Source organism: Methylobacterium sp. WL64, from assembly GCF_008039945.1.
Classification (GTDB): Bacteria; Pseudomonadota; Alphaproteobacteria; order Rhizobiales; family Beijerinckiaceae; genus Methylobacterium.
The window spans coordinates 1-25,775 of the sequence record NZ_VRVA01000079.1 but is presented as its reverse complement, the minus strand read 5'-3'; the positions used below and the strand labels follow the sequence as shown (position 1 = coordinate 25,775).

The window sequence follows — 25,775 nt, the reverse complement described above, 5'->3', positions numbered from 1 at the left end:
TCTGCACCTGTTCGTCGATGCCTACAATCATGCTCGCAGGCTCAAGACCCTGCGGGGCCTGACACCAACTGAGTTCATCTTGAACGCCTGGACGAAAGAACCCAATCGCTTCAGGATCGACCCGTCACACCTCATCCCGGGACCATACACCCGCACGCTGGTGGCGTCGATCATCTGCAGATCGCCCTCGTAAGCCTTCGACACTGCAGCCAGAAGTCGGTCCCAGATGCCGCGCTTGCGCCAGCGCCGGAAGCGGTTGCCGCAGGTCGTGTAGGGCCCGTAACGCGCCGGGATGTCGGCCCACGGCGCACCCGTGCGCAGCCGCCAGAAGATCCCGTTCAGCACCCGTCGGTCGTCCACCCGATCCTTGCCGCGTACGTCCGTCGGAAGCAGCGGCTCGATCACCGCCCACTCTGCATCCGTCAGGTCAAACCGCGCCATCCTCGGTCCTCCATTCGGAGAACCAACGACGCCCCGACCAAACCGTGCCACCCGTTATGGGTTCACGACCTAGACTCCCGGGGCCCTGCGTTACCGACAGGGGAAGCGCTCGCGCAAGGCCTGCAGAATTGCCACCACCACACCACTACGCGCTTTAGCCGCTTGAGCCTCACGGCCCAATTCCGACAGGAATAGAATCCGGCCGCGGACCACAACCCGCAGCATCGACACGTCGAGTGCCGTTTCGGAACAAAATAGTCGTTTCTTTCCATTGCTCGCTAAAAAAGTATTTGCAATCTCAAGGGTGTCGGCAACTGCCTTGAGATAGGCATTGCTCTCGTTTGACTCGGCAGCTCCCGAGAACTGATCAAGAAGCTCGAATTGGCGCAACGACCAGGGCGCCGACTGCTCTGAGGGTACGGGGGAAGTTTTGCCCGTAAAGCCAGTCAGCAGAAGCGCCCATAATGGCAGACCGCGCAAAAAGCATATAAAAAGCGTACTCGTGGCACGAGCAATGATGAGACAGCTCGTATAGCACGGCTTCATCGGTATCATCTCTTCGCGAATACCCAAGTTTTCAACGCCGCATCCTAGCGGGATGCGGCCGACAATGGTCCTAGGTCAGCACGGTGACGCGCCCCCACGCGGCATCGACGCCCAACTCAACCGAGCGCGCTCCGAAACGCTTTCGTCGAGCGAAGCCGGGATCTCAACCGATATGAGTAGACGCTTATTCAGCGATGGAAGGGCGTGCCAAAACGATCCTTCATGGTCGATGGCACGAGTTGATTATTAACGGCAAGGTGCTGTCATGAGCCATGTTCCGCGCCCTTTCCACACAGACGTCCGGCTCTATTTTGGTGTTCAGCAGCTTCGCGTTGGCAGAGGTAGCTGTGCGCCTCCTCGATACCTTCCCGGCCTCGCGCATCGTATGGTACACTAACCTCGCCGTCTTTGCCCCATTTGAACGCTGTCGTGCGGTCCCGTCACCACTCGGCGCGTTCATCGGGCCGGGTACCCTGTCACTCTCCCTGATTCTCATTGGCCTCGCGCTCACCGCGCACGTCGTACGGTTCCGGTTGGCCGTCGCCGCCATTTCTCACCTCAGTCTCGCAGCGAGTGCGTGGTTAGCGTATGCGTGGTCCGCTGATGACATCCTCGGCCAGGTATCGGTCACGACGTTACGTACTCGGGAGGGTCTGGGCAGTTGCCTCGTTCTTGTCATGTTAGGAGTTTCAAGCGTCGGATGCGCCCTCGGTCATCATTCGTACGCCCGGGCAATCCGTTCATACGCAGCGGCACCCACACGACCGCGCGCAGTGTCGATTCGAATTCGCATTCGGGGTCAGCGTCATTCACAAAACCGATGCTTTTCCGCGATTCAGATCATATGAACATCGCTTTTCTCGTTGAGCTCAAAATTTTGAAGAAGTCTATCTGTAACGTCGATTACCCTCAGATTGCGGCCGGTTGCGGTAGATTGACGCTTCCACGCGCGACCGTATGCTTAGATGACGGTGTTTAGCCCGCCGCAGCACCCCGATCCTGGTTTGTCGGCGGAGGTGCTTGTCTTGCAGGTCCCTCGACCGCGTGACCATGGCTTCGATCGCCTGCACACCGGTATGAGCGACTCATCCGGCGATCTTCCGACATTGATCCACGGGACAACATATCCACAAGGCAGAGCGACGAGGATGAGGGTGAAGCGTGTCGGTTCGTATGGATCCGTGTTTCTTACGCTTGCACTGAGCGCTTGCCAGACGCTGGGATCTGATCCGGTCACGGCTGCAGATCCACCCGCTTTCTCAACCGGAATCTTGACGTCGAACGAAGCGAATAGACTCGGCAGAGCCGATCTTGCGGCTGGCAACTATGGCAATGCCGAACGTCATTTTCGAACCGCAGTTGAGGAAAACGCCACGGATGTGCCATCCTGGCTCGGCCTCGCCGCAGCGTACGATAATCTGAGCCGATTCGATCTCGCCGACCGCGCTTATAGCCGAGCCATAGCCCTTAACGGCGAGACGTTCGAGATAATCAATAATTACGGATACTCCTATCTGCTGCGAGGCGATCGCGGACGCGCCGAGCAGTACTTTACGCGAGCTCTCGCGCTCGAGCCGAACAATCCGGTCGCCCGCAACAACTTACGTATCTTGCGCTCAGGGGAGCGCCCAACTCGCGACGTTCCGATTTAAATATTGGTTTCCAGCGATCCATCTACACGACCCTGGATTGAGATCCGATCGACAAATCTCAACCCGCATCGTTCGCCAGCACCGCTCAAAGCAGCCAACACAATTTACGTACGAAGATCCGGACCCTCTCGTGGGATGACGTTTTATGACCAGTCCGTCAGACAGCTAAGCAATTGGGTAAACGGCGAGCATCGCGAGCGTTTGGGAGTGTCTGACGCTCACCTGGGGACCCCGATGTGGACTCCCGCCACCCTGCGATCGGCCCGTCGCCCGCACCGGCCGTGCATGCGAGAGCCTGCCGTATGCAACCTGCCTGAGCGACGCTGGATGAGTGGTGCTCACGCCGCTGCGGCGTGAACCGTCCAGCACAGGCCGCCGTGACGCTGGCTCGTGCGCGCGATCCTCGGTGGCTCCGTATATGTGCTGCGCGCAGGCTGCGCATGCCGGCACCTACCACCGGAGTTCCCCCTCCGAGAATGGTGCATCGCTGTTGCTTGCAGCTGTCGCAGGTAGGCCTGTTCAAGCCCATCGCTCATGCCGCCACCATGGCTGACCGGGAGCGGTTTGGACATGAGGCCAGCCCAACCGCGTGTGTCGGGGATGTGCAAGCGACGCGCTCGCGCGGCGTGGGCGTGGCAGGCCAGCGTGGTTACGAGCCAGCCTGGCGGATCGTCGGGCGCAAGCGCCATGCGCTGACCGATGGAAGGCCGCCTGCTCGAGGCTGGCGTCTTCATCGCCGACCTGCACGACAACCACGGCGGCATCGTCCTATCACGAGTCTCGCGCGGACCCTTCCCCATGCTGGCCCACTGCTTTGCAGATCGCGCCTACAGAGGCGAGCGCATCGGTACGGCCAAAACCATTGTGGTCGAGATCGTCGAACTGGAAGCCGGACAGAAGGGCTTCGCCGTTCAGCTCAGGCAGTAGGCGATCGAGCGCACACCCAGTTGGATAAGCCCCTGCTGCAGCCTAGCCCGCGACTACGAGGCAATCCCGTCCTCTGCACGCGCCTTCTTCGCGCTCGCGGCCGCGATAATCCTCGTTAATCCGGCACGCCGGAGCATCAAGAAACAGTTCCCGAGAAGCATGCGAGAAAAATACAAGCCAGAAGACGCGTCCCCATGCCGCAGGCGTTTGTGACGCCGGCTCCTTAGCATCGCTGACGGCGAAGCCATGCACTCACGTGACCGGAGGCGGAACGCGCTAGTCGAGCTCGGGAAAACAAGCATTTTCTGACTGTTATGCGCCGCACCACCAATCCGCGATCGGTAGCTTAGCGGTACACGCGCGGCGCGCCATTCGGGTTAATGCGGTGCGATGAAAACATGATCTCACGACAAAAAAGGGAGCTGAAAATAGTCTAAAATTGCCTTATGTTGTCTTTGACGCCAGAAGGATCGTCGCCAAGCGCTTGCCTAAATGCCACGCCGATCTATCCTTAACCTTCGGTAAACAAATCGTGAGGGAGAGCGTCCATGATTCAGAGGCATGATCAGCTGAGTGAAGCGCCGGCCCAATTGCCTGATCCCATCGCCGCAATGGTGACGGATACTAGTCTCGCAGCAGGGCGTCGTGCCTTCATACGAAGCCTCGGCCTGGGCGCGATGGGGGTGGCGGTGGCCGGAGCCGCGACACCGGCAGGCGCCCAACAGGCGGTTAACGATGTCGATATCTTCAACTTCGCTCTCAATCTCGAGTATCTCGAAGCAGAGTTTTATCAGCGCGCGGCTTTCGGTCAGGGGCTGCAAGCCAGTGACGTCGATGGTACCGGTACGCCCGGAACCGTATCAGGCGGTCGCCAAATTGCGTTCTCTGATGCCAATATTCGCAAGATTGCGGTGGAACTAGCCAATGACGAATTGGCGCATGTGCGCACTCTTCGTGCTGCACTCGGGTCGAATCGGGTGGCCCGGCCGGCAATCGATATCAACCTGTCCTTCACCCTTGCCGCCCGTGCTGCCGGCCTCGTTGGCCCAAACGATACGTTCGACGCTTACGCGAACGACATGAATTTCCTACTTGCCGCGTTCATATTCGAGGATGTTGGCGTCTCCGCATATCTCGGCGGCGGTCCTTTGCTTAGTGACCCAGCTAACCTCTCTGGGGCAGCACGAATTTTGGCCGTCGAGGGATACCACGCCGGCGCAATTCGGACCGAGCTCTACGTAAACGGCTTCTACTCACAGACCCAGGCAATCGCCAACGCGCGCAACAATCTAAATCCAGGCACAAATATCGATCAAGGCATCGGAGATGTAAATACCGCCAACCTAGTATTTACCAACCCGACTACGGGAGTGACGCCTGCACGGACACCGCAGCAGGTTCTGAATATCGTCTATCTGAACGCAGACACACGTCCGACGGGCTTCTTCCCGAATGGGCTTAACGGCACGATACGCTAACGCGCAATCTCCACCCATTCACGAACAGAGGTCTTTCCCGATGAGCGAGCACATTTCCTTTGCCGATCACGATAAAACAGATCCGCGGATCGATCAGGCGACAAACGTCAGCCTTGGAAGACGCGGGTTCATCCAGGCTCTCGGCCTCGGTGCGGCGGGCGCGGCGATTCTCGGACAGAGCGTGCTCCCAGCGGCCGCGCAAGCCGTCACAGATCTAGACATAGCGAATTTCGCGCTCAACTTGGAGTATCTTGGCGCGGAATTCTATCTTCGCGCCTCGATTGGCCAGGGCCTCAGCGATGCTGAAGTAGCCGGCACCGGCACGCTCGGTCCCGTTTCAGGCGGACGTCAGATAAGCTTCGCAACGAGATACATCGGAAACTTCGCCAACGAACTTGCCCGCGACGAGCGTGGGCATGTTCAAACGCTGCGTTCAACAATCACGAATGTCCTGGGTGGTACGCCGATCGCTCGCCCAGCCATTGATCTCGCGTTCGCATTCACGTTGGCGGCTCGCGCCGCTGGGCTTGTGGGTCCCACAGCCACCTTCGATCCTTATGCCAACGAGAACAATTTCCTGCAGGCGGCCTTCATCTTCGAGGATGTCTGTGTGACTGCGCTCGCTGGAGCTGCACCGCTGATCCAGAACAAGACGTTTCTCGCGACGTCGTCGGGTTTTCTGGCAACGGAAGCATATCAAGCTGCGGCCCTTCGGACCTTTCTGTATTCCCGTAACTTCTTACAACAGGCCGGTCAGATTTCAGCGGCCCGCGATGCGGTCGACGGACCGCAGGTCGATGATCAGGGCATCGGCGACAATGCTACGATCAACATCACGCCGACAGACGTCAACGGTCTAGCTTTTGCTCGTACGCCTCAGCAGGTTCTGCAGATCGCCTATCTCAACTCCGCCCGGACGCCGACCGGCTTTTTCCCGAACGGAGTGAATGGCAATATCCGCTGAGAAACGATAAAAAGGTGATACATACGCGCTCGCTTATATCGTGACACTTCGATCGCGGCGTGTTGCAAACTTGACGCAATCACGCCGCGATCAACTTCGGGATAAGTTATAGCCCGATATATATTCGATATAATACTGCATAAATTTATGCATAGCGGACAATGCAATCCTGGGGAGCTCGGAATTACGCGGCAGAACATTCAACACCGACCGAAATTATCGTACTTATCAGAGTAAGCCGCTCGCCCACTGGGATTAGTGGCAAGACCATTCTTTTAAAGTCTCTTCTCATGAATTCTACACAAGCCGCCCGGTATGGAGCTAGCCAATGATGCATCGTTCTTTCTAGCATGAGCCGCGGCTTGCTTATCACAGCTCAGCCAATCTCGAACGAAAGCGTAGAAATCGATTGACGGAATGCGACAGTTAAGAGATCTTTAACCAGGCCAGTTCGCCGCCCGGACGGGTGCGAGCGAACCGATGTCGAGGTGTACTCATGCGTACGTTGCTTCAGCGCTTTGTCCGGGACGAGGATGGGGCTGCCATGGTGGAGTACGCGCTTCTCGTAGCGCTGATTGCGCTGGTTGCCATTGTCGGGGTATCCGCAACGGGCACGAGCATCAACGCGCAGTTTGCCAAGATCAGCTGCAAAATCACCACTCCGACTGCGCCATGTGACCAGCCGTGAGACTGGCGCCTAGGATCTCGCTGCTCGCCGCGCTCGTCTGCGGCTTGCTCGCGGCCCTCCTGGCGCGTGGTCTCATGCAGGGCGGACCTGATCTCGCGCTTTCCCGCACAATCGTGGTCGCGCGCATAGCCGTCCCGCCCGGATCGCCTTTGACGCGCGATAATCTGCGCGAGGTGCCCTGGCGAGCGAATGAGCCGCTCGACGGCTCATTTGCTCACATCGACGACTTGGTGCGCGAGGGTCGACGTCTCACCTTGGCAAGTCTGCGACGCAATGAACCGGTTCTAGCCAGCCGGATCACGGCGCCGAACCAAAGAGCTACGTTGTCCACGCAGCTGGATGACGGCATGCGGGCCGTGGCCGTGCGTGTCGATGAGGTTCGTGGGGTGGCGGGGTTCGTGCTGCCCGGAGATCGCGTCGATATCATTCTCACCCGTGGTGAGAACGCCACGGGCGGCGATCAAGCTTTCGCCGACATGTTGCTTCAGAATGCCAAGGTACTCGCCGTCGACCAGATCGCCACCGAGGGTCAGGACAAGCCCACGGTGGCTCGCGCGGTCACCTTGGAACTCACGCAGGCGCAGGCGCAGAAGGTGGTTTTGGCGCAGGGTATCGGGCGGCTGTCGCTAATTTTGCGCCAGTCCGGCGAGAGCGGGGACGACGTGGCCAAGCGCGTGTCGGTGAGCGATCTCGGCCCGGATGCGAGCGCTGACCGCGATCGTGTCGCCGAACTCAAGAAGCAGATCGACGATATGAAGAGGGCGGACGACGCAGCGCGAGCGGAGGCTGAGCGGCACGCCGCGCGGCAGCTCGCCGAGATGGAGGCGCGAATGCGTGGCGAGTTTGGCCGACCGGCTATGAACCTCGGGGCTCCCCCCCCGCCCAAAGCCGCTCCGCCGAGCTCGGTCGTCAATGTCATCCGTAACGGCTCCAAGACCGAGCAGTATACGGTCGCCGCCGAGCGCTGACGCGGTAGTCCGGTAACCGGGGGAGTAAATCGCGCGTGCGCTGCTTCATCGTTGGCACCGATCCTAGCGAGGTGGCCCGCTTGGTGCGTCTGTCGACGGACTTGGGCTTTCCCGCGACGGTGCGCTCAGAGCTCGACGCGCTGCGAGCTGAACCGAGCCTCCGCGATACGGGCCGCGTGTTGATCCTCGTAGCCGGCGCGGGTTTGGCACAAGATGCGGGACGGTTGGCGGCTGACCTTGCCGAGCACGTTTTCGTGGTCGTCGTCGCGGATGCGATCTCGGCAGGCGACTACAAAGCACTGGTACGCACCGGTTCGGGCGAGTGGGTGCAGTGGGGGAGCTCGGGATCCGAGCTGGCGGAACTCGCCAAACGTTTTGCCACACCGGCTCACGACGCCCGAGGGGCACACATCATCTGCTTCTTGCCCAGCAAGGGTGGCGTCGGCAACACTGCGCTGCTCGCCGAGGTCGCCGTTCACCTCGCCAGCCGACGGCCCGCCGGGCGGCGGAGTTCACCCCGTATCGCGGCCTTGGATTTGAACCTCCAGGGCGGTACCCTCGCCGACAGCCTCGATATCGAGCCACGCTTCGATCTCGCCGAAATTGCGGGCAGACCCGAACGCTTAGATGAGCAGTTGGTCGATGTCTTCAGGAGTCGCTACGGGGAGCGTTTCGACGTCTTTGCACCCCCTCCTCGCGAAATTACAGCTGCTGACATCGCCGCCAATCTGATCTTTACCTTCATCGACGCGATCAGCCCCCGCTATGACGCCGTGCTACTCGACTTGCCGCACGCGGCTTTCAGTTGGACCGACACCCTGCTTCAGGGCTCCGATGCAGTGGTGGTCACTGGGATCGCCACGGTGCCGGGCCTGCGGTGTCTCCGTTCGCGGCTCGAGCACGTCGAGAGCCTCGATGTCGGGGGAGACCGCCACCTCGCAGTCGTGAACGGGGTCGCCACAGATCTGATGGGCCGGTTCGTGCGTCGTCTCGAGATCGAGCGCGCCCTAGGGACGCACCGGAGTCTTATGGTGCGGCGCGACGTCACGAGCATGGATGCGGCGGCGGATTCGGGTCAGCCGGTGCTTGTGACCGCTCCCGATAGCCGTATCGGCAGGGATATCCGACGCCTCGCCGAGTGGGTAGAGGCGATCGCGGTTCGGCCGATGGCCGGTGCAGGCGACTCCCGGGAGAGCGCCGCGTGACCCGCACTCTATCCGAACGCTGGCGCGTCGGGAGTCCAGCGCCAATACGAGAAGCGGAGCGGCCGACGGCTGCAGATCCCGTTGCACCCGTCGCGCCGAGCCCCACCAACTCTCGCCCGGTCGCTGCGCGCGTCGTCCCGGCGCCACCGCCTACCCCAGCCCCTGGGGCGGCCCTTCTCGACGCGAAGGTACGCCTCCACGGGCGCATCATCGACGAATTCAACCTCGCGTTGATCGACAAACTTTCACCCGATGATCTCGGCCGGCAAGTTGCCCGGTACGTCGCAGATTACGCTCAGCGCGAGCGGCTCACGTTGAATCAGCGTGAGTTGGAGGCTTTCGCTGCCGAAATCGTCGATGAGATGATCGGCCTCGGGCCGATCGAGCCGTTGCTGAAGGATCCAAGTATTACGGACATCCTGATCAACGCACACATGTCCGTCTACGTCGAACGCGCCGGCCAGCTCCATCAAACACCCGTCCGCTTCAAGGACGAGGCGCACCTTTTGCGCATCGTCAACAAGATGGTCTCTGCGGTAGGCCGGCGGGTCGACGAATCCTCGCCGATGGTGGATGCGCGCCTCCCCGATGGCTCTCGCGTCAACGTCGCGATTCGCCCTGTCGCGGTGGATGGCCCGCTCGTCTCGATCCGGAAATTCTCGAAACGGCCGATCTCAATGGACCGCTTGGTCGAGTTCGGGGCGCTCCGGCCAGCGATGGCCGAGCTTCTGAAGGCGGCGGTGCGCGGCCGGGTCTCGCTCCTCGTGTCTGGCGGCACCGGCTCGGGCAAGACGACGATGCTCAACGCGCTGTCATCGTTCATCCCAGCGAGCGAGCGCCTGATCACCATCGAGGATGCAGCCGAGCTGCAGCTGCAGCAGCCCCACGTCGCTCGCCTTGAGACGCGCCCCCCTTCCGTCGAAGGTCGTGGCGAGATCCGCCAACGCGAGCTCCTCAAGAACGCTTTGCGCATGCGGCCGGACCGGATCATCCTCGGTGAGTGTCGCGGCGAAGAAGCGTTCGATATGCTTCAAGCCATGAACACGGGTCACGAAGGCTCGATGACGACGATCCACGCTAACGCTCCCCGCGACGCGCTATCACGCATCGAGCAGATGGTCGGGATGGCCGTGGCCAATATGTCGATGGCGTCGATTCGTGGGCAAATCGCCTCTGGCATCCAACTCGTACTCCAGCTCCAACGTATGGCGGATGGACGGCGCCGCGTGACTTCCGTTTCCGAGATCACCGGCATGGAGGGCGAGGTCCTACAGATGCAGGAGATTTTCCATTTTGTCCGCGAGGGCGTGGATTCAGGCGGCACCATCATCGGCCGCTTCCGTGCCACCGGTATCCGACCGAAGCTGATAGCCGAGTTAAATGCGCAAGGTGTCGATATGCCCGCGCAGATGTTCGACCCCCGCACGGCGCTCTGACGCACGCTGGGCCTATCAGCCTCGTCGGCATGGCGAGGGACGACACAGACGGCGGGAGTAGGCATGAGCGAGCCTTGGATGACTTACCTCGCCGTGTTCGTCCTCGTGACGGTAGCGGCGCACTTAGCTCAGGCGGGATTGTCGGGCCTGCTCGGTCAGCGGAGGCGTACGGGCGCTCGCCTCGGATCGCTTGTCGGCGCCGATATCGATGCATCCGAAGCGGTTCTGCGACGCACCGCTCGAGCGGGAAGTTCGCCGCTGACCCGGTGGCTGACGCGGCAGATCCTACAGTCGGGGACAACGCTCTCGCCTCTTACCCTCCTCGGGATCGGGTTGGCGCTGGCGTTGATCTCGTTCGTAATCTTGCCAGCTCCCCAGAACGCTTGGTTCCGGCTGGTGCTCGCCCTCATCGCAGCTGGGCTGATCATTCTCGGAGGCCTGCGCATCGCGCGAGCGCGCCGTATCGCGCGTTTCGGCGAGGCGCTACCCGATGTGCTTGATATCATCACCCGCAGCCTGCGGGCTGGCCATCCCCTGCAAGTCTCACTGGCTTTGGTCGCCCGTGAAACCCCTGCGCCCGCGGGCCCTGAATTCGCGCTCCTGATCGATGAAGTGAGCTATGGACGCAGCGTTTCCGAGGCGCTGGAGAACCTCTACCAGCGGGTTGGCTACCCCGAGCTGCGCTTCGTAGTCGCCGCGGTCACCATCGGTCACCAGACCGGCGGCAATCTCGGCGAAATTCTATCGCGGCTCTCGCGCACCTTGCGCGAGCGGCAGCGATTGACCCGTCGAGTGCGAGCACTCTCGGCGGAGGGGCGCTTCAGCGGCGTCGCGCTCAGCATCCTGCCCATCGCCCTCTTCGGTTTGATCAATCTCCTAAGCCCGTCTTATTACGCGGAGTTTTGGGCCAGTCCAGCCTCCGGCAAAGTCTTGGCGGTCGCCGTCATCCTGCTCGGTTTGGGCAATCTCGTCATCTTACGCCTCGTGAACCTCAAGGTTTAGCCGCCGTGAGATCCCTGTCCTTGGGTCTGCGCGCGGATCGATCGTGAGCGCTTTCTTCGTCACTCTCCTGGTCTTCGCCGCGGCCACCCTTCTGGCCTACGGCTCCTTGCGCCTCGCCGCGCACCGCGACCGCGTTCGGCGCAGGTTCGGTGCCCTGGCGATCGACGGGTCGCCCCTCGAGACGGCGCACGGCCAGCGCCCGACGCTCGATCCCGCTCGCCTCGGCCTCGACCCGGAGGCGCAACGCCACCTGCGTGTAGAGTTGATGCTGGCCGGGTATTTTAACCCGTCGGCGGTCGTAACGTTCTCATTGGTCCGCATCAGCCTTCTTGCGGCTTTGCCGCTCTTCGGCCTCGCGATCGGCGCAGCGACGTTGCCGGTCTTTGGTCTGACCGAGAAGGCAGCGCTGGCCGGCGTGCTCCTCGCCGTGGCCTACTATCTGCCACGCGCGTGGTTGAGCCGGCGGCGACGCTGGCTGGAGGGACGCTATCGCCTAACGTTCCCGGATTTCCTCGACATGTTAGTGGTGTGCATCAACGCCGGCTTGAGCCTTGAGGCGGCGCTGCAGCGAGCTACGGGGGAGCTCCGACGTGGCGACGCGGAGTTTCGCGCCAATCTCGATCTGATGGCTGGCGAGATGCGGGCGGGCAAAAGCACTGGCGACGCCCTCCGCGCCCTCGCTGACCGGCTCTCGATACGTGAGGCTGGCGCTTTCGCCGGTCTCCTCCAACAAACCCTCGAGCTCGGCACCGATCTGACCCAGGCGCTCACCGTGTTCTCCGACGAGATGCGCGACCGGCGAATGGCGATGGCCGAGGAGCGAGCTGCTGCGCTGCCGCCAAAGCTAACGCTGCCGCTGGGTCTGCTGATCTTTCCGGTGGTGTTGATCGTAGTGCTCGCGCCCGCCGTGATGCGCATCGCGCACGTCGTCGGGCCATGAAATGCCTCGGGTGATTGGTGGCCCGCGAGCCAAAGATTTTGGCAGACCTGTAACCGATGCTGCTCGCGGGCCGATGGCGCTCGGCGCCTGCGAGGACGGCGCGGCGATCCTCGAGTTCGTGCTCGTCCTTCCGATCTTGCTGGCGCTTCTCGGCGGCGCGTTTGAACTCGGACGAATTCTCCTCATCGATGCAGCGTTGGAGGACGGCGTGCATGGAGGAGCCCGGTACCTCGCCCGTGTGGCCGATCCCTATTGTCGTCCAGTCTGTTCGGCCGATGCCGCCTACGCCATAACGATCGCTCGCGAACGCATCCTTGAGAATACCCAACTGGCCGCGGCGAGGCTCCGCGTCTACCCTGTTCCCGACACCGACCTTGGCGTCATCGCGATGCGCGCAGAAGCCGACGTTTCGGTCGATTTGCTCGGTTGGGTCGGCCTCGCTCCGAGCGTACACCTCACCGCGACGCACCGGGAGAGCCGCATTGTCGAATGAGTTCGCGCCGCCTGGACGGACTAACGAGATCCTACTCGACGAGAGTGGCGCGGCCTTGATCGAGGCTGCGCTTATCCTGCCAGTGCTCCTCCTGCTCATTCTAGGTGCCGCCGACATCAGCCTCTACCTCTGGAACGCGGAGCTCGCCGCAAAGGCGGTGCAACTTGGTCTGCGTAAAGCGATCGTGAGCGACGCGATCGCGTCCGGCCCCGGGCTTGATCGGGCCGAGAGCGAGACCTACTGGAACGGTCTTCCACCGGGCCTGCGTTGCGCGCCGGCCGACCATGGTCCATGTCCGAGTTTTGCCGTGACCTGCACCCTCGCCGGGCCATGCTCGTGCCGTGGTGATGCTTGCCGGTTCAGTCCAGCCCCAAGCCGAGCCGGTCCCATCTTGGCGGCCATGCGCGCCATCCTACCAGGTATCAGCACCCGCAACGTCGAAGTGACTTACAGGACGAACGGTCTCGGCTACGTCGGCCGGCCCGTGCCCGTGCCGGTCGACGTGACGCTGCGCCTGGTAGGTTATGAGTACAGCCCAGTGTTCCTGGGCGGCCTGCTCGGCGCCGCACTTCCCCTGCGCGCCTCGGCCACGCTGCCTAGCGAAGACTTGACCTCACAGTGAGCGCGCTCAAGATAGGACGACGGCTCGCCCGGGAGGAGGACGGTTTCGTCCTCGTGTTCTACGCGATCGCAATTCCGGCACTTCTAGCGCTCGCCGGTCTCGTTCTCGACGCCGGTCGGCTGCTCGGGCTTGACAGCCAGAGCGCGGCTTTCGCGGACGCCGCGGCACTGGCGGCCGCCGCGCGTCTCGATCGCTCGGATGGTGCGATCGCGGCCGCCCGCGGCGCGGCGCGTTCGCTCGGCAACCGCCCCCGTTTCGCCGAGGCCGGGGGCGACCGCCTCACCTTTCGCTTCACCGCTGAGTTGCGCGATCTCGCACGTCCGGGCGCCGGTCTTCCGGACTCGGCCGGCGCGGCTGCAACCTACGTGGAAGTGACTACGGCCGAGGCGTCGCTGACCGGGAGCCTGCTGGCCTTGGTCGGAGCACGGCCGCGCCCGGTCCGCCGACGCGCAATCGCGGAGTCACAGTATTATGCCTGCGATGTGACACCTGCACTGCTATGTCATCCCGATCCTCGCGCATTCGCAGCCGGCGCGCGACCCGGGCGTCAGTTCTTGCTCCGTATGGACGGTAACCGAGCGGCGGGTTCGATCGCGCTGCTCGACCGGCCGGAACTCGCAGGCGGTCGCCAAAGTCTACGGGATCTGGCAGATGACTCGCCGGCCTTCTGCTACGCGGATGGCGTCCGACTCCGCACCACGCTCGCGTCGACCGACTTCGACGACGCGGTGAATGTCCGGTTCGACCGCTACCGCGGCCGCGCCGGACCGGTCGCTCCAGATCTAGCGGTCTTTCCGCCCGCCCCAAACGTGATCCAGGGCCGCTCTTACCAGAGTTGCGTCTCGCCCCTGAACGGATACAGCACCGCACCGCCCTTCACGCTGCCGCGCGATCCGGCTTTTCAGGGCCCTGTCCTGACCGGTCCTTGGGACAAAGGTTTCGGCGATTGGCACACCGCGCCGGCGCTCACAGGTCTCGGCGCACGCAACGCATTGGACGAGTACATATTCTGGAACCACGGGGATAAGTCGCCGGAGTTTCAGTCACGCTTGCGCGAGTCGTCGACCCGCTGGGGGCTTTATCGACGCGAACTCGGTCTCGATGCGAACCACGAGGACACGCCGGTGGATACCCGCGGCTACGCCGCTACCGCGACGATGCCGACAGGCGGTCCGCCGACGAGCCCAGTTCGGGAGCGTGCTGCACCCTTCTGCTACGCCGGCTCCCGTCCAGCCACGCAGGCACGCCGGCGTATCCTGTATCTCTCCGTCACCGATTGCGACGCCTTTCCCGGGTCGGCTCGGGCGGCCACGCTGTCGCGTTGGGTAGCCAAGGTGTTCTTAACTGAACCGGCTGATCTCGGAGCCGTCCTCGTGGAGTATGTTGGGATGCTGACGCCCTCTCATGATGACGGCAAGCTGCGTCACGTCGTACAACTCATTCGCACGGACTGAGAGCGTGGCGGCCAAGCTGTTACGCCGACTTGTGTCAACGTCGGACTGCATCGGCAACCGCCTTGCGACCATCTGAAACAGCTCAGCTCGAGCACTTGCGGCTTGACCTTACCCCCTGTTTGCCCCGGTTCATAACCGGAATCCGTTCTGGTTGGTCTTGTTGGGACCGGGTTGCAAACGCGTTTGGGGTGAGCCCGCTGAGGCCCGTGTGAGGGCGGGAGGTGTTGTAGTCCGCCCGCCACGCCTCGATGATAATCCGGGCCGCTGGCAGGGCTGATTATCGAGTGCGCTTCTAAAACGTCGACGGATCGAAAATGGGGTCGCACGGCGAACAACTTCGGACGCATGGATGACAAACGGCCTGAAAAGCCGAGCGGCGCCATGCAAGAAATTTGATGCTGTCCAAGCTTGCGACTCGTCGTTGTCGCTGGCGGACGCGATAGGCGAGACTAAGCTACGTCGGCAAAGCGATGCACGGGCGGTACCATGATGGGACCGTGCAGCGCGCAGCTCCAGAGATGTCAACAACTCCGGTAACGTCCGCCAACGGCAACCCCGCAAAGTTTGGAATGGGAAGTATCCTGACTTACCTTCCAGAGGAACCAAGGTGCGCGCTCGATGCGCTGATTGCAGCCGCTTCTATAAAAGTCATGGTAAGGGTAATCCTCAGATGGCACGGTGGGTCAAGAGTATACTTCTCAGCAACCTAGCCCTACTCACGAGTGGAGCTGCCGAGCTCGCACAGGCAGAGACCACATGCTCCGCGTTCCCTAGCTTCTCCCTGACAGTCGCCGGCGACCACAGGAGCAGTTTCGAAAGTAGCGAAAGAGCGCGTTGCAACAGAACCCGCGTCATAGCTGCGCTCGATTCTGCCGGCATACTGAGTGACCTAGCAACTTTCGACACAGCGAGCCAATTTCCTGCCTCGCGGCTGCGATCAACCGCGGCGGTGTTAGACTGGATTGTAAAGCAACCTGAAAAGTCGATCCTGACACTCGCGCGGTCAACCGCAGAGCGACCGCCTCAGCCGGGCGACGCTGTAAACGGCCCGTTCATTGTCTCCAAGCTTCAGGTCGGCCCCCTCGTCGATGCAAAGGGCCTAAACCCAATCTACTCCTACATGAATGAGAGCACGAGCCCCGGGCCGGGCGTATTCGGCCCCAGTCACGTCTTCGTCGTCAACCGGCTCGGCGGCAATGGCAATCGTGAGGCCGTCCATATCGAGGCCGATTCGAGCGTTGGACAGGTCGGGGATCAGATCGTGGGCGGATTGGCGGCCGGGCGTATAGTTGCTGGCAGTGGCACCGCATATGGTTGGAACCCCTATGCTCGCGTTGATGCAATCGCTGGTCCCGGCAGCCAAGCCATCGGCCAGGAGGTAAACGTAGATGTTCGTCGCGACGTTGCAGCAAAAGTCGGCGTTCAAATTGTCGACGTGACGACGTCTACGGGGGAGGGCACAAGCATCGACGCGGCCTTACTTTTCTCGCGGCAAACGGGGGCGAGAGGCTTCCAAACAGGCATCCAGTTTGGCTACAACGGCAAGGATCCGCAGGCCGCGATTGACGCAGGGTACGGAATCCGATCTGGCGGCACGCTAATCAACGCGTTGCCGACGACGCTCTCGTTGCAGGCGGGCCTTGACCTCTCGGGGGTCCAGAAACCGTTCACGGACGCTGCCGTCAAGCTCGCCGCGGGCAATACCATTCGATTTGGCGCGAACGGGATGGGCGGATCGGTAAGCTCCAGAACCTCATCCGAGGGCGGCTCAATCTTGTTCGACGCAAATTCCACGATTTTGGATTTTGGCGGCGGCCAACAGAACAAATTTGGTCCGACCGGCTATACGACAACCGGCTCGATCACCGAGGCGGCTCCGGCTACACCCGCTCGAAGTTCAGCGTCCTGCGCGGTCGGCCAGCACGCCTGGGACGCCAACTACGAGTACCGCTGCGTCGCGACCAACCACTGGAAGCGCGCTCCGCTCTCCGACTTCTAAGAATTTGGTCACGCGATTCGATGGGCTGGATCGGCGATGAATTTGCATGGTTCGCCCGTCCGGGCCTCAAGATGACTTCACTTCGAGTCAGACCGCGCGGGATACCACGTAGCAGATCGTTTGGGGGACCTCGCCGCTGATTAGCTCAAAGTGCGGTCGCTGCTGGCCGCGCCCTCCGGCGCCCTCGTAGCGGGGCTCTGCGGGCTCGAGTGTCGGATGGCTTCGTCGACACCCAGCCCCAGCAACACAGACCAGCGCGGCAGTTCGTCACGCAGCGCCCTCACGTCGACGTCCTTTACGGAGCCACAGATCAGCGACAAACCAATTCAAAACGTCAGACTGCACGACATCGTAGAATACATGCATGAAAATCAGCCCTCACCACATAAATTGATGAACGTTTGAATGTTATCCTGCAGCATCAATGGCAACATGTCCGCCAACCTCCGATCCGGCCAATCCCACCATCGGATCCGCAGCAACTGCTCGACTATCTCTGCAGGAAAGCGAAATCCCACAATCTTTGCAGGCGCGCCCGCTACGATGGCGTATGGTGGGACATCAGTGCGCACGACGCTGGCGGCGCCCACTACGGCGCCATCAGCGATTTGCACACCTGTCAAAATAACAGCTTTGGCACCGATCCACACATCGTTGCCGATTACGACATTTCCTCGAGCGACGTGATCCGGTCGCGATCCTGACGCGGTTGGCCAGCGCGCCGAAAACATGTTGAAGGGGTATGTCGAAACCAGATTCATTCGATGATTAGCAAGAACTATATCAACGTCCTGCCCAATAGAGCAAAATTTTCCGATGGATAGTTTGGCAAATTGGCTGCCAATGATCCGAGGCTTACCATATGAGTGGTCACCGAATTCGTGCCCATACCTGTCGGCCAAATTTTCGAGCGCGTCTTTGGTCAATACAAGTCCGTCTCGCCATTCCTCACCCTCGTTGGCAAATCGACCCTCTGATTTTCCGAATGCTATATAATGAAGGAGCGGGCATAATTCTCCTTTTTTCAAATCCGGATTTGAGCTGAGGTAATATTTTACATCGAATTCCGGACCTGGGCTGTAGTTATTCTGTATTCCAAAAAATATGAAGTGTTCGAAGCACTCACTGCTCGATAAGTCGGAACTAAGATATTTTTCCTTGTACCAAACGGAGTTAAACAATCCCGATCTTGAGATCGCATCTACTTGAGACTCGTCGAGCTTACCATTAATTACCTTCAAACCACTAATTTTCGTCATCTCTGCGCTCCCGCTGATTGGAACCACGCCCCTATGCAGAATAGGCGTTCGCCGCATCTCTCCGAGCCGACCGCGTGATGCTGAGCGTGAACAGCTCCGACACGGCCCCCATCTATTGGATGCGATGCTCTTCATACGGCGTGCCAGCACTTCAATCGCGTTAAACACCAAGCTATCGGCCCGAGCGTGGCAATATCGCGCTCGGGCCGATAGCTTGGCTGCTTTACCGCTCAATAGGACAGTCCACACTTTCGGCAAAGTAGTCGGCTTCGATTTGGGCAACTTGATGAGAGCATGATCGAGTAAACCGGCGCGAGGTACCGTGGGAGCCGGGCTCGTCCGATCTGAGGCTCCGCTGAGCAGCTGAGGGGTGTCCGAGGCATCAGTGCGTGCTACAGTGATGGGCGACCACCCGTTGACCTCGGTAGGAGCCGGCTAATGGATTTGGCCCCCGAACGGTAAGCCGCTAGATATTGGATCAAGCTCCAACGGCCTGGATGGCTCCACTCACGCGTGCCACTTTGTACGCCGCAAAACTGCTGTGAATGACGTTATCGCCCAGCTCCGGCATGATGATCCGCGTGTCGCAGACCCTGATCAGGGATCGATTACTGTCTGCACCCAGCAAGCTATTTTTGCCGCGCAAACCATCGTCTACTAGCAATCTAGTTATGAAATGCAGCGCATGAAAAAAATTTTATTTCAACCGATAGATGCCCTTGACATTGAAGATTTTCGAGGTCTCGTGCAGCAGAGTGGTATGTTTGATCCGTCCTGGTACTTGGATAGGAATCACGACGTCAGGAGCTTAGGACGCGACCCGCTAGACCATTTCTTGCGGGATGGGGCAAGGGAGGGCCGGGACCCGGGACCTGATTTTGACACGGCTCATTACGTCAAGCAGCACTCGGGCATCGACGAAACGGGTCTGTCGCCGTTCGAGTATTGTTTGCGGTTTGGTCAACACGCGAGCACCGCCGCTACGGAGTCGGACGCGCCCGCCGTTGACACGGCTTCGTTCGCCGCACGCGTGTGTGCAAGCGGCCTCTTCGACGCCGATTGGTACCTTGCCCACAACCAGGATGTCCGGCGCAGCGGGCGAGATCCGCTCGAACACTTCGTTGCTGATGGAGCGTGGGAGCGCCGTGATCCGGGACCAGACTTCAACACCACCGCCTACATCGAACGCGCCGGAAGCGTCGATTTTTCCGTGACAAGCCCGTTTGAACACTACCTCAACGCGGGCGAGGCGGCGGGGCGTACGGGTCAAACGCTCACACAGGATCAACAGTTTCGCGAGCTGCTTCGGGGTAGCGGGCTGTTCAACGAGAGTTGGTACCTCGCACACAACCCAGACATCCGACGGAGCGGCATCGAACCCTTCGACCACGTCGTCAGGTTCGGAGCGGCGGAGGGGAGAGACCCGGGTCCGGGCTTCCAGTCGGTGTTCTACGCCGAGCAGAACCCAGGCGTCTTCGCTTCCGGATTGTCGCCATTGGAGCACTACCTGCGCGTTGGTCGAGCGGCAGGAGCCACTCCGAAGGGCCCCGATGCGTACACCCGGTGGATAGAGCGTTACGACGAGCTCACCGCGTCCGATAGAGAGAGGATCGATGCCGATGCAGCAGCGTCATCGTTCCCCCTCCTCGTGTGCCTCCACGTTCTGCCGGACGGTGCCGGCGATACCGACGGCCTTCGTATGTCGCTTACGGCACAGATTGGCATCGCCCCTGAAATTCGGATCGTCGCGCTTCAGGGCGGGTCCAACACCCCGGACCGCGCCATCGATGACTTGCCGGATGATGCGATCCTCGTCCTGTCGAGCGGTCAGGCGCGGCTCCGGCCGCATGCGGTCTACGTGCTCGCCAACGTATTGATGCGCGAGCGCGCCGCCGCGGCCTACAGCGATCATGATCACGAATCGATTTCAGGTCAGCGCACGAGACCTGTGTTCAAGCCGGAGATGTCCCCTGACTTCATGGCGCGGCAGCCCTACGCCGGCCCAGTCATCGCCGTCCGTATCGATTCTGCCGGTCGGGATCGGATCGCCGCGGCCCTTACGATGGCCGCCCGGGGCGACCCGAGCGCCGCGTTCGCCGCACTCCTTTTGGGCTTGGATCCGGTTCGGGTAAAGCGCGTGCCGCTGCCGCTGTATTCGCTGCCCGCCCGGGTGGACGCGGATGAGGACGCTCGAGATGTCGGGGCGATCGCGCCTGTCCTAGCCGATGATCAGGTGGAAGCGCCAACACTGGCCGGCGAACTGCCGCAGGTGGTCATCGTCATCCCGACGCGCGACCGCTGCGAGATATTGAAGGCCTGCATCGACAGCCTCCTCGTCCACACGGATTATCCACCCGATCGCTTTCGCGTTCTGGTGGTCGACAACGGCTCGCGCGAGCCCGACAGCCTCACCTACCTCCGACAGCTCGCCGAGCACCCGCGCTGCATGGTCGTGTCCTCGCCCGGCCCGTTCAACTTCGCCAAAATCTGCAACGACGGGGCGGCGGTCGCTGGCGGCGAGGTGCTGGTCTTCCTCAACAACGACATGACGGTAATCGCGCGGGATTGGCTCGCCGCGCTGATCGCCCCCGCCGTGCGCTCGGAGATCGGCGTCGTTGGGGCCCAACTTCTCTACCCGGATGACACTGTCCAGCACGGGGGCGTGCTGTTGGGCCTTCAGGGTGTTGCTGGCCATCACCTTCAAGGCGTACCAGCGATTGACGCGCGTCGACGGGATATCACACGCGAACTGACCGCGGTGACCGGTGCCTGCCTCGCCGTCCGACGCACGGTGTTTGAGGAGATCGGCGGGTTCGACGAGGCTCTGGCGGTAGCCTTCAACGACGTCGCGTTGTGCATGCGGGCGCATGAAGCCGGGTATCGCAACCTCTACCTTGCCCGGCCGCTTCTCTACCATCACGAGTCGAAATCGCGCGGGTACGACGACACGCCGGAGAAGCTAGCCCGCAACCGTCGGGAGGCGATCTACGCGCGCGAGCGCTTCGCCCGTTATTTCCGCGACGACCCGGCGTACAACCCAAATATGTCCCTGCAAAAACCGGGTGAACTCGCTGCCTCCCCGCGGGTGGTGCGACCCTGGCGAAGATCCCCCGCACGCCGGCGCGCACTTATCCTGTCGGTCGGACATGGGCTAGGCCACGGCGTTGGCCGCGTGGTTGCGCTGCAGGTCGAGCGGTTGCTCGCGCGTGGTTGGAATGTCGCTGTCGGCGGCCCGGTCGCCAAGGGAGATCGGCTGTACCCGAGTTGCCAGCGGGTCAGGCTCGAGACCGCCGCCGACGCCGCGGCCTTCGCCGTCGCCGAGGGCTTCGACTGCGTGATCGCACACACCCCGCCGTTCTTCTCGGTCACGCGTTACCTGGGGCACAGGCCGCTGTTCTACGCCTACGATCATGGCGAGCCGCCCCCGGAAATGTTCGACGACCGCGTTGCCCGCGAGAATATCGACTGGGAGAAGCGGTTCTGCGCCCCCGTCGCGCACCGCGTCTTCTGCATCTCCAATGCGATCCGTGCGCAGCAGTATCGGCGCGATGCGGTCGTCCTGAGGAATGGCAACAGCCATCTCGCGACTTGGTCGGCCGAGTGGGCCGGCCGGCGGGCGAGCTTGCGGCAACGGTTTGGCTTCGAGGGGCGCTTCGTCGTGCTCGACGTGTGTCGGTTCCACCGGGGCGAACGGCGCTACAAGGGAGTCGACGCGTACGCTTCGCTCGCCGCGGAGTTCCCTTACGTCGCCCCGGCCGCGGGCCGGAACGCCGTGTTCACGCTGGCTGGTCGCGGCGACGAGGAGGACATAGCTTTCGTACGGGCCGCCGGGCTCACCGTGTTCCCGAACGTCAGCGACACCGAGATGGCCGAACTCTACGCCGCGAGCGATCTCTACGTGGGCCTGTCGCGTTGGGAGGGATACGACCTCGGCGTCGGTCAAGCGCTGGCCATGGGGCTCGATGTCGTCGCCTCCGATATCCCAGCCCACCGCGAATTCGGTGTGCCGGTGGCAAACTCGACGCCGGAACTATGCGAACTGGTCGGAGCGGCGTTCGAGCGTTGGGACCCGGAGGCGGTCGGGCGCGCAGCCCGTATCGATGACTGGGATGAGCCGCTAACGCGGATGGTCGATTTGATGGAGGAAGATCTTGCGGCCGATGCAGCGAGGTCGTGGCTTTGAGCGAAGGCACCATCCGCGGCGCGTCGCTCGTACGGCTCGCCCTTGCTGCCGTCCGGCGCCACCTGCCACGCCGTTTCGAACCGGCATCACCGGTGATACCTCCGGTCCCTCCCTCCGTGCCGCCGGTTCACGTCGAACGCCGCGACCTCTGCTTGGCCGATCTCAAGCCCGAAGAACTCCGTGCTCTGATCTCCGAGTTAAATGAGCGCTCAGAGGAGGTCGGCTGCGTGGTCTTTCGCCCCCCGGGTGAGCATGCATGTGTGGCGACGATCTTCGCTGGAAACCTCGAACGCTTTTTCATGCTAGCGGCCGCACGCGAACTGCGCTGCCCGGTGATCTATATCCAGGATACCCTCAGCTGGTGGTATCAAGGATCGACGCTCCTGCCTGCCTTGGATGAACTGTGCCGTATGGTCATCGTCCCAGAAACCGGCACGGCGCGCGCGCTGCTGTTCGGGCAGTCATCCGGTGCCTATGCGGCGCTGGCTGCGTCCGTATGGCTAGGCGGCTCGACAGTGGTAGCGTGCGCGCCGCAAACTTTCTCGGACGGACGGCTAAAGGACCGAATCCGCTTCGTCGGCGTTCGCGCCCTGAAGACCCCTGATGACCTGATTGATCTACGAGACCGGCTAGGAGCGCAGCTTGACCCAGAAGCGATGCGCGCGGTTGTGATCGCCGCCGGCGAGCTCGACAACCCAGCTCACGCTCACTGGTGGGGGGACTACCTGCACATGCTTCGATTGGCCGAGGTCCCTGGCATCGAACTGTTCGTGGTGAATGCTAACACGCACGTGCTCGCCCACGGCCGCATCAATCAATTCGCCGGCTTATTGAACGAGTTATCTTGCAGCATCACATACAATGTATCAGTAAAAAACGATATTGTTATGCAATTCCTCCAAAAGGAATTTTTTAAATCTTTGTAGCATAGCGTGATTAGAAATTGACCTGACCGGTTCCTTGGACCGGGCCGGTTGCGAGGCTACTGCATTGTCGCGCCCGCGTCATTACAGCTGATGGCATGGTGCTGCTCGACGTGGTTGGAGCTCTGATGCCGATCACCTCACGGCGATCTGAGGCCAAGCGCGAGAAATGGCTGACATCGCGGTAGAACCGACTACGGCCTGCGAGACGTGAACAGGACGGCCGGCCCGTTCGGGTGGCCTGGCTGATTTTCAATGAGGTTTATATTTGACAGCCCAGCAGCCGCAAACGCCCGCAACATGTCCTCTGACGTCAGCCACGCGGCCGTCGCATCGATACCGCACCAGTGTTTTTCAGCTTTAGATCCATATCGATGCGACCAGTAATTGACCTCAATCCCTAGGCGCGTAACCCGTTCCGCAGCGAACGTTACAGGGTGGCGCTCCGAGTTATAGACGTGAGTCCAGACAAAACATGCGTCCGCTGTCTTTGCGATGGCTTCAATTAGTTCGACGGGATCGACCATGTGGTAGAGCACCCCCGAGCAGTAGACGAGATCGAAACGCCTGCGGTTCTCGTGTAGAAAGGCCACGATGTTACCAAGGAGGAATCGCGATCGATTAAGAGCCAGCAACTCTTTCACGACGAGGCATTTCAGCCACGCCTCGGCGCTCGCCTCCACACAGGTAATGCTTTCGGCCCCCATCTGCTCCAGCATGTACGTGTGCGCAGCCTCCACAGGGCCGATCTCCAGGATGTGCATACCGCGATACTCGTTTCGTCCCAGTGCCGTCGCCGCGAGTTGGGGGCGAGGATCTTGTGTGAACAATGAGTTAGGGCCGGTCCCGTCCACGCCGAGCAATGGACCCAGGTCACATGCCCAACGATCACGGAATACGTCTACAGCCGTCTGCGCAGATGGGGCACGAGCTTAGAAGTTGATCAGATTTGCCATGTTAAAAACCTGCCCCAATTCGGTGATCTAGGTTCGACATTAGTGCATCGTCGGTCTGGAGTTGACCCGGTTTGTGGTCCACGGCCTATGCAAGTTCTCGGGCTGTTGAGGGTCCCCCGGATTTTAGTCCGGCCGAAATGTGAGCCTCCGGGTCCCACTTGGCGCCCCGATGCACTTCCGTTAGGGCGAATTCCTGGGGCGCTCGCCACCCCAGGGCTGTGTGAGGACGGCCCTCGTTGTAGTGCCGCCGCCACGTCTCGATCTTGCTCCTCGCGTCGGCCGACGACAAGAACCAGTTCGCGTTCAGGCACGCGCCGCGCAGGCGCCCGCTGAACGACTCGACCAGCGCGTTGTCGGTCGGCTTGCCAGGCCGCGAGAAGTCCAACGTGACGCCGTTCTCGTAGGTCCAGCGGTCGAGTGCTTTCGAGACGAACTCAGGCCCGTTATCGACCCGAATCGCGCACGGTGCTCCGCTCAGCAGCGCCAAGCGGTCGACGACAGCCACGACCTGCTCGCCTTTGATGCCCTGGTCGACCTCAATCGCCAGAGCCTCGCGCGTGAACGCATCGACGACCGTCAGGGCCCGCAGCCGGCGGCCGTCGAACAGCGCGGCGGGGACGACGTCCTTCGAGCAACGCTCGTTCGGCTGCAGTGCGGCGGGCCCACGCTTATGGTGTGCCGGGGGGCACGTGCCGGCGCGGCCGCTTGAGTCGCAGGCTAAGGCCCTCATCCCTGGAGAGGCGGGAGACCCTCTTATGGTTAACCCGCCAGCCCTCCCGGCGCAGCAGGATGTAGATCCGAAAGTAGCCGTAGCGCCCGCGGCTCTTGGCCAGATCGCAGATGCGCATCCGCAGCGGTGCTTGATGGGGCTTGGTCGAGCGGTAGCGGATGCTCGACCGGCCGGGGACTATCGGAAATTCCGTGTGTGAGCGGCGGGTTGAACATCAGGCCGCCATGGCCCGGGTGAAGCGCTCGCCGAAGATGACGGCGAACTGCGCCTTGGCCATGACCCACTCACGTGGGCCCATCTTCCACGCCTTCTCGGAGCGGTTCAAGACCAGGTAGAGCAGCTTCAGCGCGGCCTCGTCGGTCGGGAAGTGGCCCCGGGCGCGCACAGCCCGGCGCAGCGTGGCGTTCAGGGCCTCGATGGCGTTCGTGGTGTACAGGATCCGACGAACCTCGCCGGGGAAGCCGTAGAACGGGATCACCTCGCCCCAGGCCCGTCGCCAACTCTGAGCGATGGCCGGGTACTTCCGGCCCCACTCGCCCGCCTCGAAGGCAGCCAAGGCCGTCTCGCCGGCGGCGGCATCGAGCGCACGGTAGATCTCCTTCAGCGCCCCCGCCACGAGCTTGCGGTCCTTGTAGGAGACGAAGTCGAGGCTGTGGCGCAGGAGGTGGACGATGCAGGTCTGGACCAGCGCCTCGGGGAACACCGCCCGGATCGCATCGGGGAAGCCCTTCAGGCCATCGACCACGGCCAGGAGCACGTCCTCGACGCCGCGGTTCCTGAGCTCGTTCATGACCCGCAACCAGAACTTGGCGCCTTCGTTCTGCTCCAGCCACAGGCCGAGGATCTCCTTGGATCCGTCGGCGCGCACGCCGAGCGCGATATGGACCGCCTTGTTCCGGACCACACCCT

The 25,775-nt window shown here is 61.8% G+C and carries 19 protein-coding genes and 5 pseudogenes; 17 read left to right on the top strand and 7 right to left on the bottom strand.

Annotated features, from left to right (window positions below; genetic code table 11):
- A pseudogene (locus tag FV242_RS24020) lies at nucleotides 1–193 on the top strand (hypothetical protein); the annotation flags it as partial.
- Here FV242_RS24020 and FV242_RS24015 read toward each other — a convergent pair.
- Together FV242_RS24015 and FV242_RS24010 are read right to left on the bottom strand one after the other, a co-directional pair.
- Nucleotides 145–441, bottom strand: a pseudogene (locus FV242_RS24015) (IS5 family transposase); the annotation flags it as partial. The pseudogenes FV242_RS24020 and FV242_RS24015 overlap by 49 nt on opposite strands.
- A 90-nt stretch (nucleotides 442–531) precedes the next feature.
- Nucleotides 532–1,014: a hypothetical protein gene (locus tag FV242_RS24010; protein ID WP_147940672.1), complete on the bottom strand. Its 483-nt coding sequence runs from the start codon at nucleotides 1,012–1,014 to the stop codon at nucleotides 532–534.
- Nucleotides 1,015–2,141: 1,127 nt separating this feature from the next.
- On the opposite strand from FV242_RS24010, the gene FV242_RS24005 reads away from it, so the two are divergent.
- From FV242_RS24005 to FV242_RS23945, 13 genes and pseudogenes are all read left to right on the top strand, one after another.
- Nucleotides 2,142–2,639: a tetratricopeptide repeat protein gene (locus FV242_RS24005; protein WP_187278540.1), complete on the top strand. Its 498-nt coding sequence runs from the start codon at nucleotides 2,142–2,144 to the stop codon at nucleotides 2,637–2,639.
- A gap of 295 nt (nucleotides 2,640–2,934) precedes the next feature.
- Nucleotides 2,935–3,683, top strand: a pseudogene (locus tag FV242_RS24000) (IS5/IS1182 family transposase); the annotation flags it as partial.
- A gap of 431 nt (nucleotides 3,684–4,114) precedes the next feature.
- On the top strand, nucleotides 4,115–5,044 hold the full coding sequence (locus tag FV242_RS23995; RefSeq protein WP_246692850.1) for a ferritin-like domain-containing protein: 930 nt from the start codon (nucleotides 4,115–4,117) through the stop codon (nucleotides 5,042–5,044).
- Nucleotides 5,045–5,084: 40 nt separating this feature from the next.
- Nucleotides 5,085–6,008: a ferritin-like domain-containing protein gene (locus FV242_RS23990; protein WP_147940670.1), complete on the top strand. Its 924-nt coding sequence runs from the start codon at nucleotides 5,085–5,087 to the stop codon at nucleotides 6,006–6,008.
- A gap of 496 nt (nucleotides 6,009–6,504) precedes the next feature.
- Nucleotides 6,505–6,696, top strand: a complete 192-nt coding sequence (locus FV242_RS23985; protein ID WP_147940669.1) for a Flp family type IVb pilin — start codon at nucleotides 6,505–6,507, stop codon at nucleotides 6,694–6,696.
- Nucleotides 6,693–7,664, top strand: a complete 972-nt coding sequence (cpaB, locus tag FV242_RS23980; protein ID WP_147940668.1) for a Flp pilus assembly protein CpaB — start codon at nucleotides 6,693–6,695, stop codon at nucleotides 7,662–7,664. Before FV242_RS23985 ends, cpaB begins: the two co-directional genes overlap by 4 nt.
- A gap of 35 nt (nucleotides 7,665–7,699) precedes the next feature.
- The gene (locus FV242_RS23975; RefSeq protein ID WP_147940667.1) at nucleotides 7,700–8,869 is read left to right on the top strand and encodes a hypothetical protein; all 1,170 of its coding nucleotides are present in this window, start codon (nucleotides 7,700–7,702) and stop codon (nucleotides 8,867–8,869) included.
- Nucleotides 8,866–10,305 carry a CpaF family protein gene (locus FV242_RS23970; RefSeq protein ID WP_246692849.1) on the top strand — a complete coding sequence of 480 codons (1,440 nt, stop codon included), beginning with the start codon at nucleotides 8,866–8,868 and terminating at the stop codon, nucleotides 10,303–10,305. Before FV242_RS23975 ends, FV242_RS23970 begins: the two co-directional genes overlap by 4 nt.
- A 78-nt stretch (nucleotides 10,306–10,383) precedes the next feature.
- The gene (locus FV242_RS23965; RefSeq protein WP_187278539.1) at nucleotides 10,384–11,307 is read left to right on the top strand and encodes a type II secretion system F family protein; all 924 of its coding nucleotides are present in this window, start codon (nucleotides 10,384–10,386) and stop codon (nucleotides 11,305–11,307) included.
- Nucleotides 11,308–11,350: 43 nt separating this feature from the next.
- On the top strand, nucleotides 11,351–12,247 hold the full coding sequence (locus tag FV242_RS23960) for a type II secretion system F family protein (RefSeq protein WP_147940665.1): 897 nt from the start codon (nucleotides 11,351–11,353) through the stop codon (nucleotides 12,245–12,247).
- 73 nt (nucleotides 12,248–12,320) lie between these two features.
- Complete coding sequence (locus tag FV242_RS23955; RefSeq protein ID WP_187278538.1) at nucleotides 12,321–12,740, top strand: TadE/TadG family type IV pilus assembly protein; 420 nt, start codon at nucleotides 12,321–12,323, stop codon at nucleotides 12,738–12,740.
- Nucleotides 12,730–13,362 (top strand): TadE/TadG family type IV pilus assembly protein, encoded by a 633-nt coding sequence (locus tag FV242_RS23950; protein ID WP_187278537.1) that lies wholly within the window; start codon nucleotides 12,730–12,732, stop codon nucleotides 13,360–13,362. Before FV242_RS23955 ends, FV242_RS23950 begins: the two co-directional genes overlap by 11 nt.
- On the top strand, nucleotides 13,359–14,816 hold the full coding sequence (locus FV242_RS23945; protein ID WP_147940662.1) for a pilus assembly protein TadG-related protein: 1,458 nt from the start codon (nucleotides 13,359–13,361) through the stop codon (nucleotides 14,814–14,816). Before FV242_RS23950 ends, FV242_RS23945 begins: the two co-directional genes overlap by 4 nt.
- Nucleotides 14,817–14,898: 82 nt before the next feature.
- Here FV242_RS23945 and FV242_RS23940 read toward each other — a convergent pair.
- Nucleotides 14,899–15,078, bottom strand: a pseudogene (locus tag FV242_RS23940) (integrase core domain-containing protein); the annotation flags it as partial.
- A gap of 687 nt (nucleotides 15,079–15,765) precedes the next feature.
- Here FV242_RS23940 and FV242_RS23935 point away from each other — a divergent pair.
- Nucleotides 15,766–16,815: a hypothetical protein gene (locus FV242_RS23935; RefSeq protein ID WP_147940661.1), complete on the top strand. Its 1,050-nt coding sequence runs from the start codon at nucleotides 15,766–15,768 to the stop codon at nucleotides 16,813–16,815.
- Nucleotides 16,816–17,186: 371 nt separating this feature from the next.
- Here FV242_RS23935 and FV242_RS23930 read toward each other — a convergent pair whose 3' ends face one another.
- Nucleotides 17,187–18,074, bottom strand: coding sequence for a CatB-related O-acetyltransferase (locus tag FV242_RS23930; protein ID WP_187278536.1), 888 nt, complete (start codon nucleotides 18,072–18,074; stop codon nucleotides 17,187–17,189).
- A gap of 685 nt (nucleotides 18,075–18,759) precedes the next feature.
- Between FV242_RS23930 and FV242_RS23925 the strand changes: the two genes are divergently transcribed.
- A complete protein-coding gene (locus FV242_RS23925; RefSeq protein ID WP_187278535.1) occupies nucleotides 18,760–22,257 on the top strand; it encodes a glycosyltransferase in 3,498 nt (1,165 codons plus the stop codon).
- A 152-nt stretch (nucleotides 22,258–22,409) separates the two neighbouring features.
- The gene (locus FV242_RS23920; RefSeq protein WP_147940658.1) at nucleotides 22,410–23,183 is read left to right on the top strand and encodes a hypothetical protein; all 774 of its coding nucleotides are present in this window, start codon (nucleotides 22,410–22,412) and stop codon (nucleotides 23,181–23,183) included.
- A 191-nt stretch (nucleotides 23,184–23,374) separates the two neighbouring features.
- Here the strand turns inward: FV242_RS23920 and FV242_RS23915 are convergent, their stop codons facing one another.
- The 3 genes and pseudogenes from FV242_RS23915 to FV242_RS23905 all read right to left on the bottom strand — a co-directional run.
- A complete protein-coding gene (locus FV242_RS23915) occupies nucleotides 23,375–23,944 on the bottom strand; it encodes a bifunctional 2-polyprenyl-6-hydroxyphenol methylase/3-demethylubiquinol 3-O-methyltransferase UbiG (protein ID WP_147940657.1) in 570 nt (189 codons plus the stop codon).
- A gap of 277 nt (nucleotides 23,945–24,221) precedes the next feature.
- Nucleotides 24,222–25,038 (bottom strand): annotated as a pseudogene (locus FV242_RS23910) (IS3 family transposase); the annotation flags it as partial.
- 42 nt (nucleotides 25,039–25,080) lie between these two features.
- The coding region (locus FV242_RS23905) for an IS256 family transposase (RefSeq protein WP_147940656.1) at nucleotides 25,081–25,775 on the bottom strand (695 nt) is incomplete at its 5' end.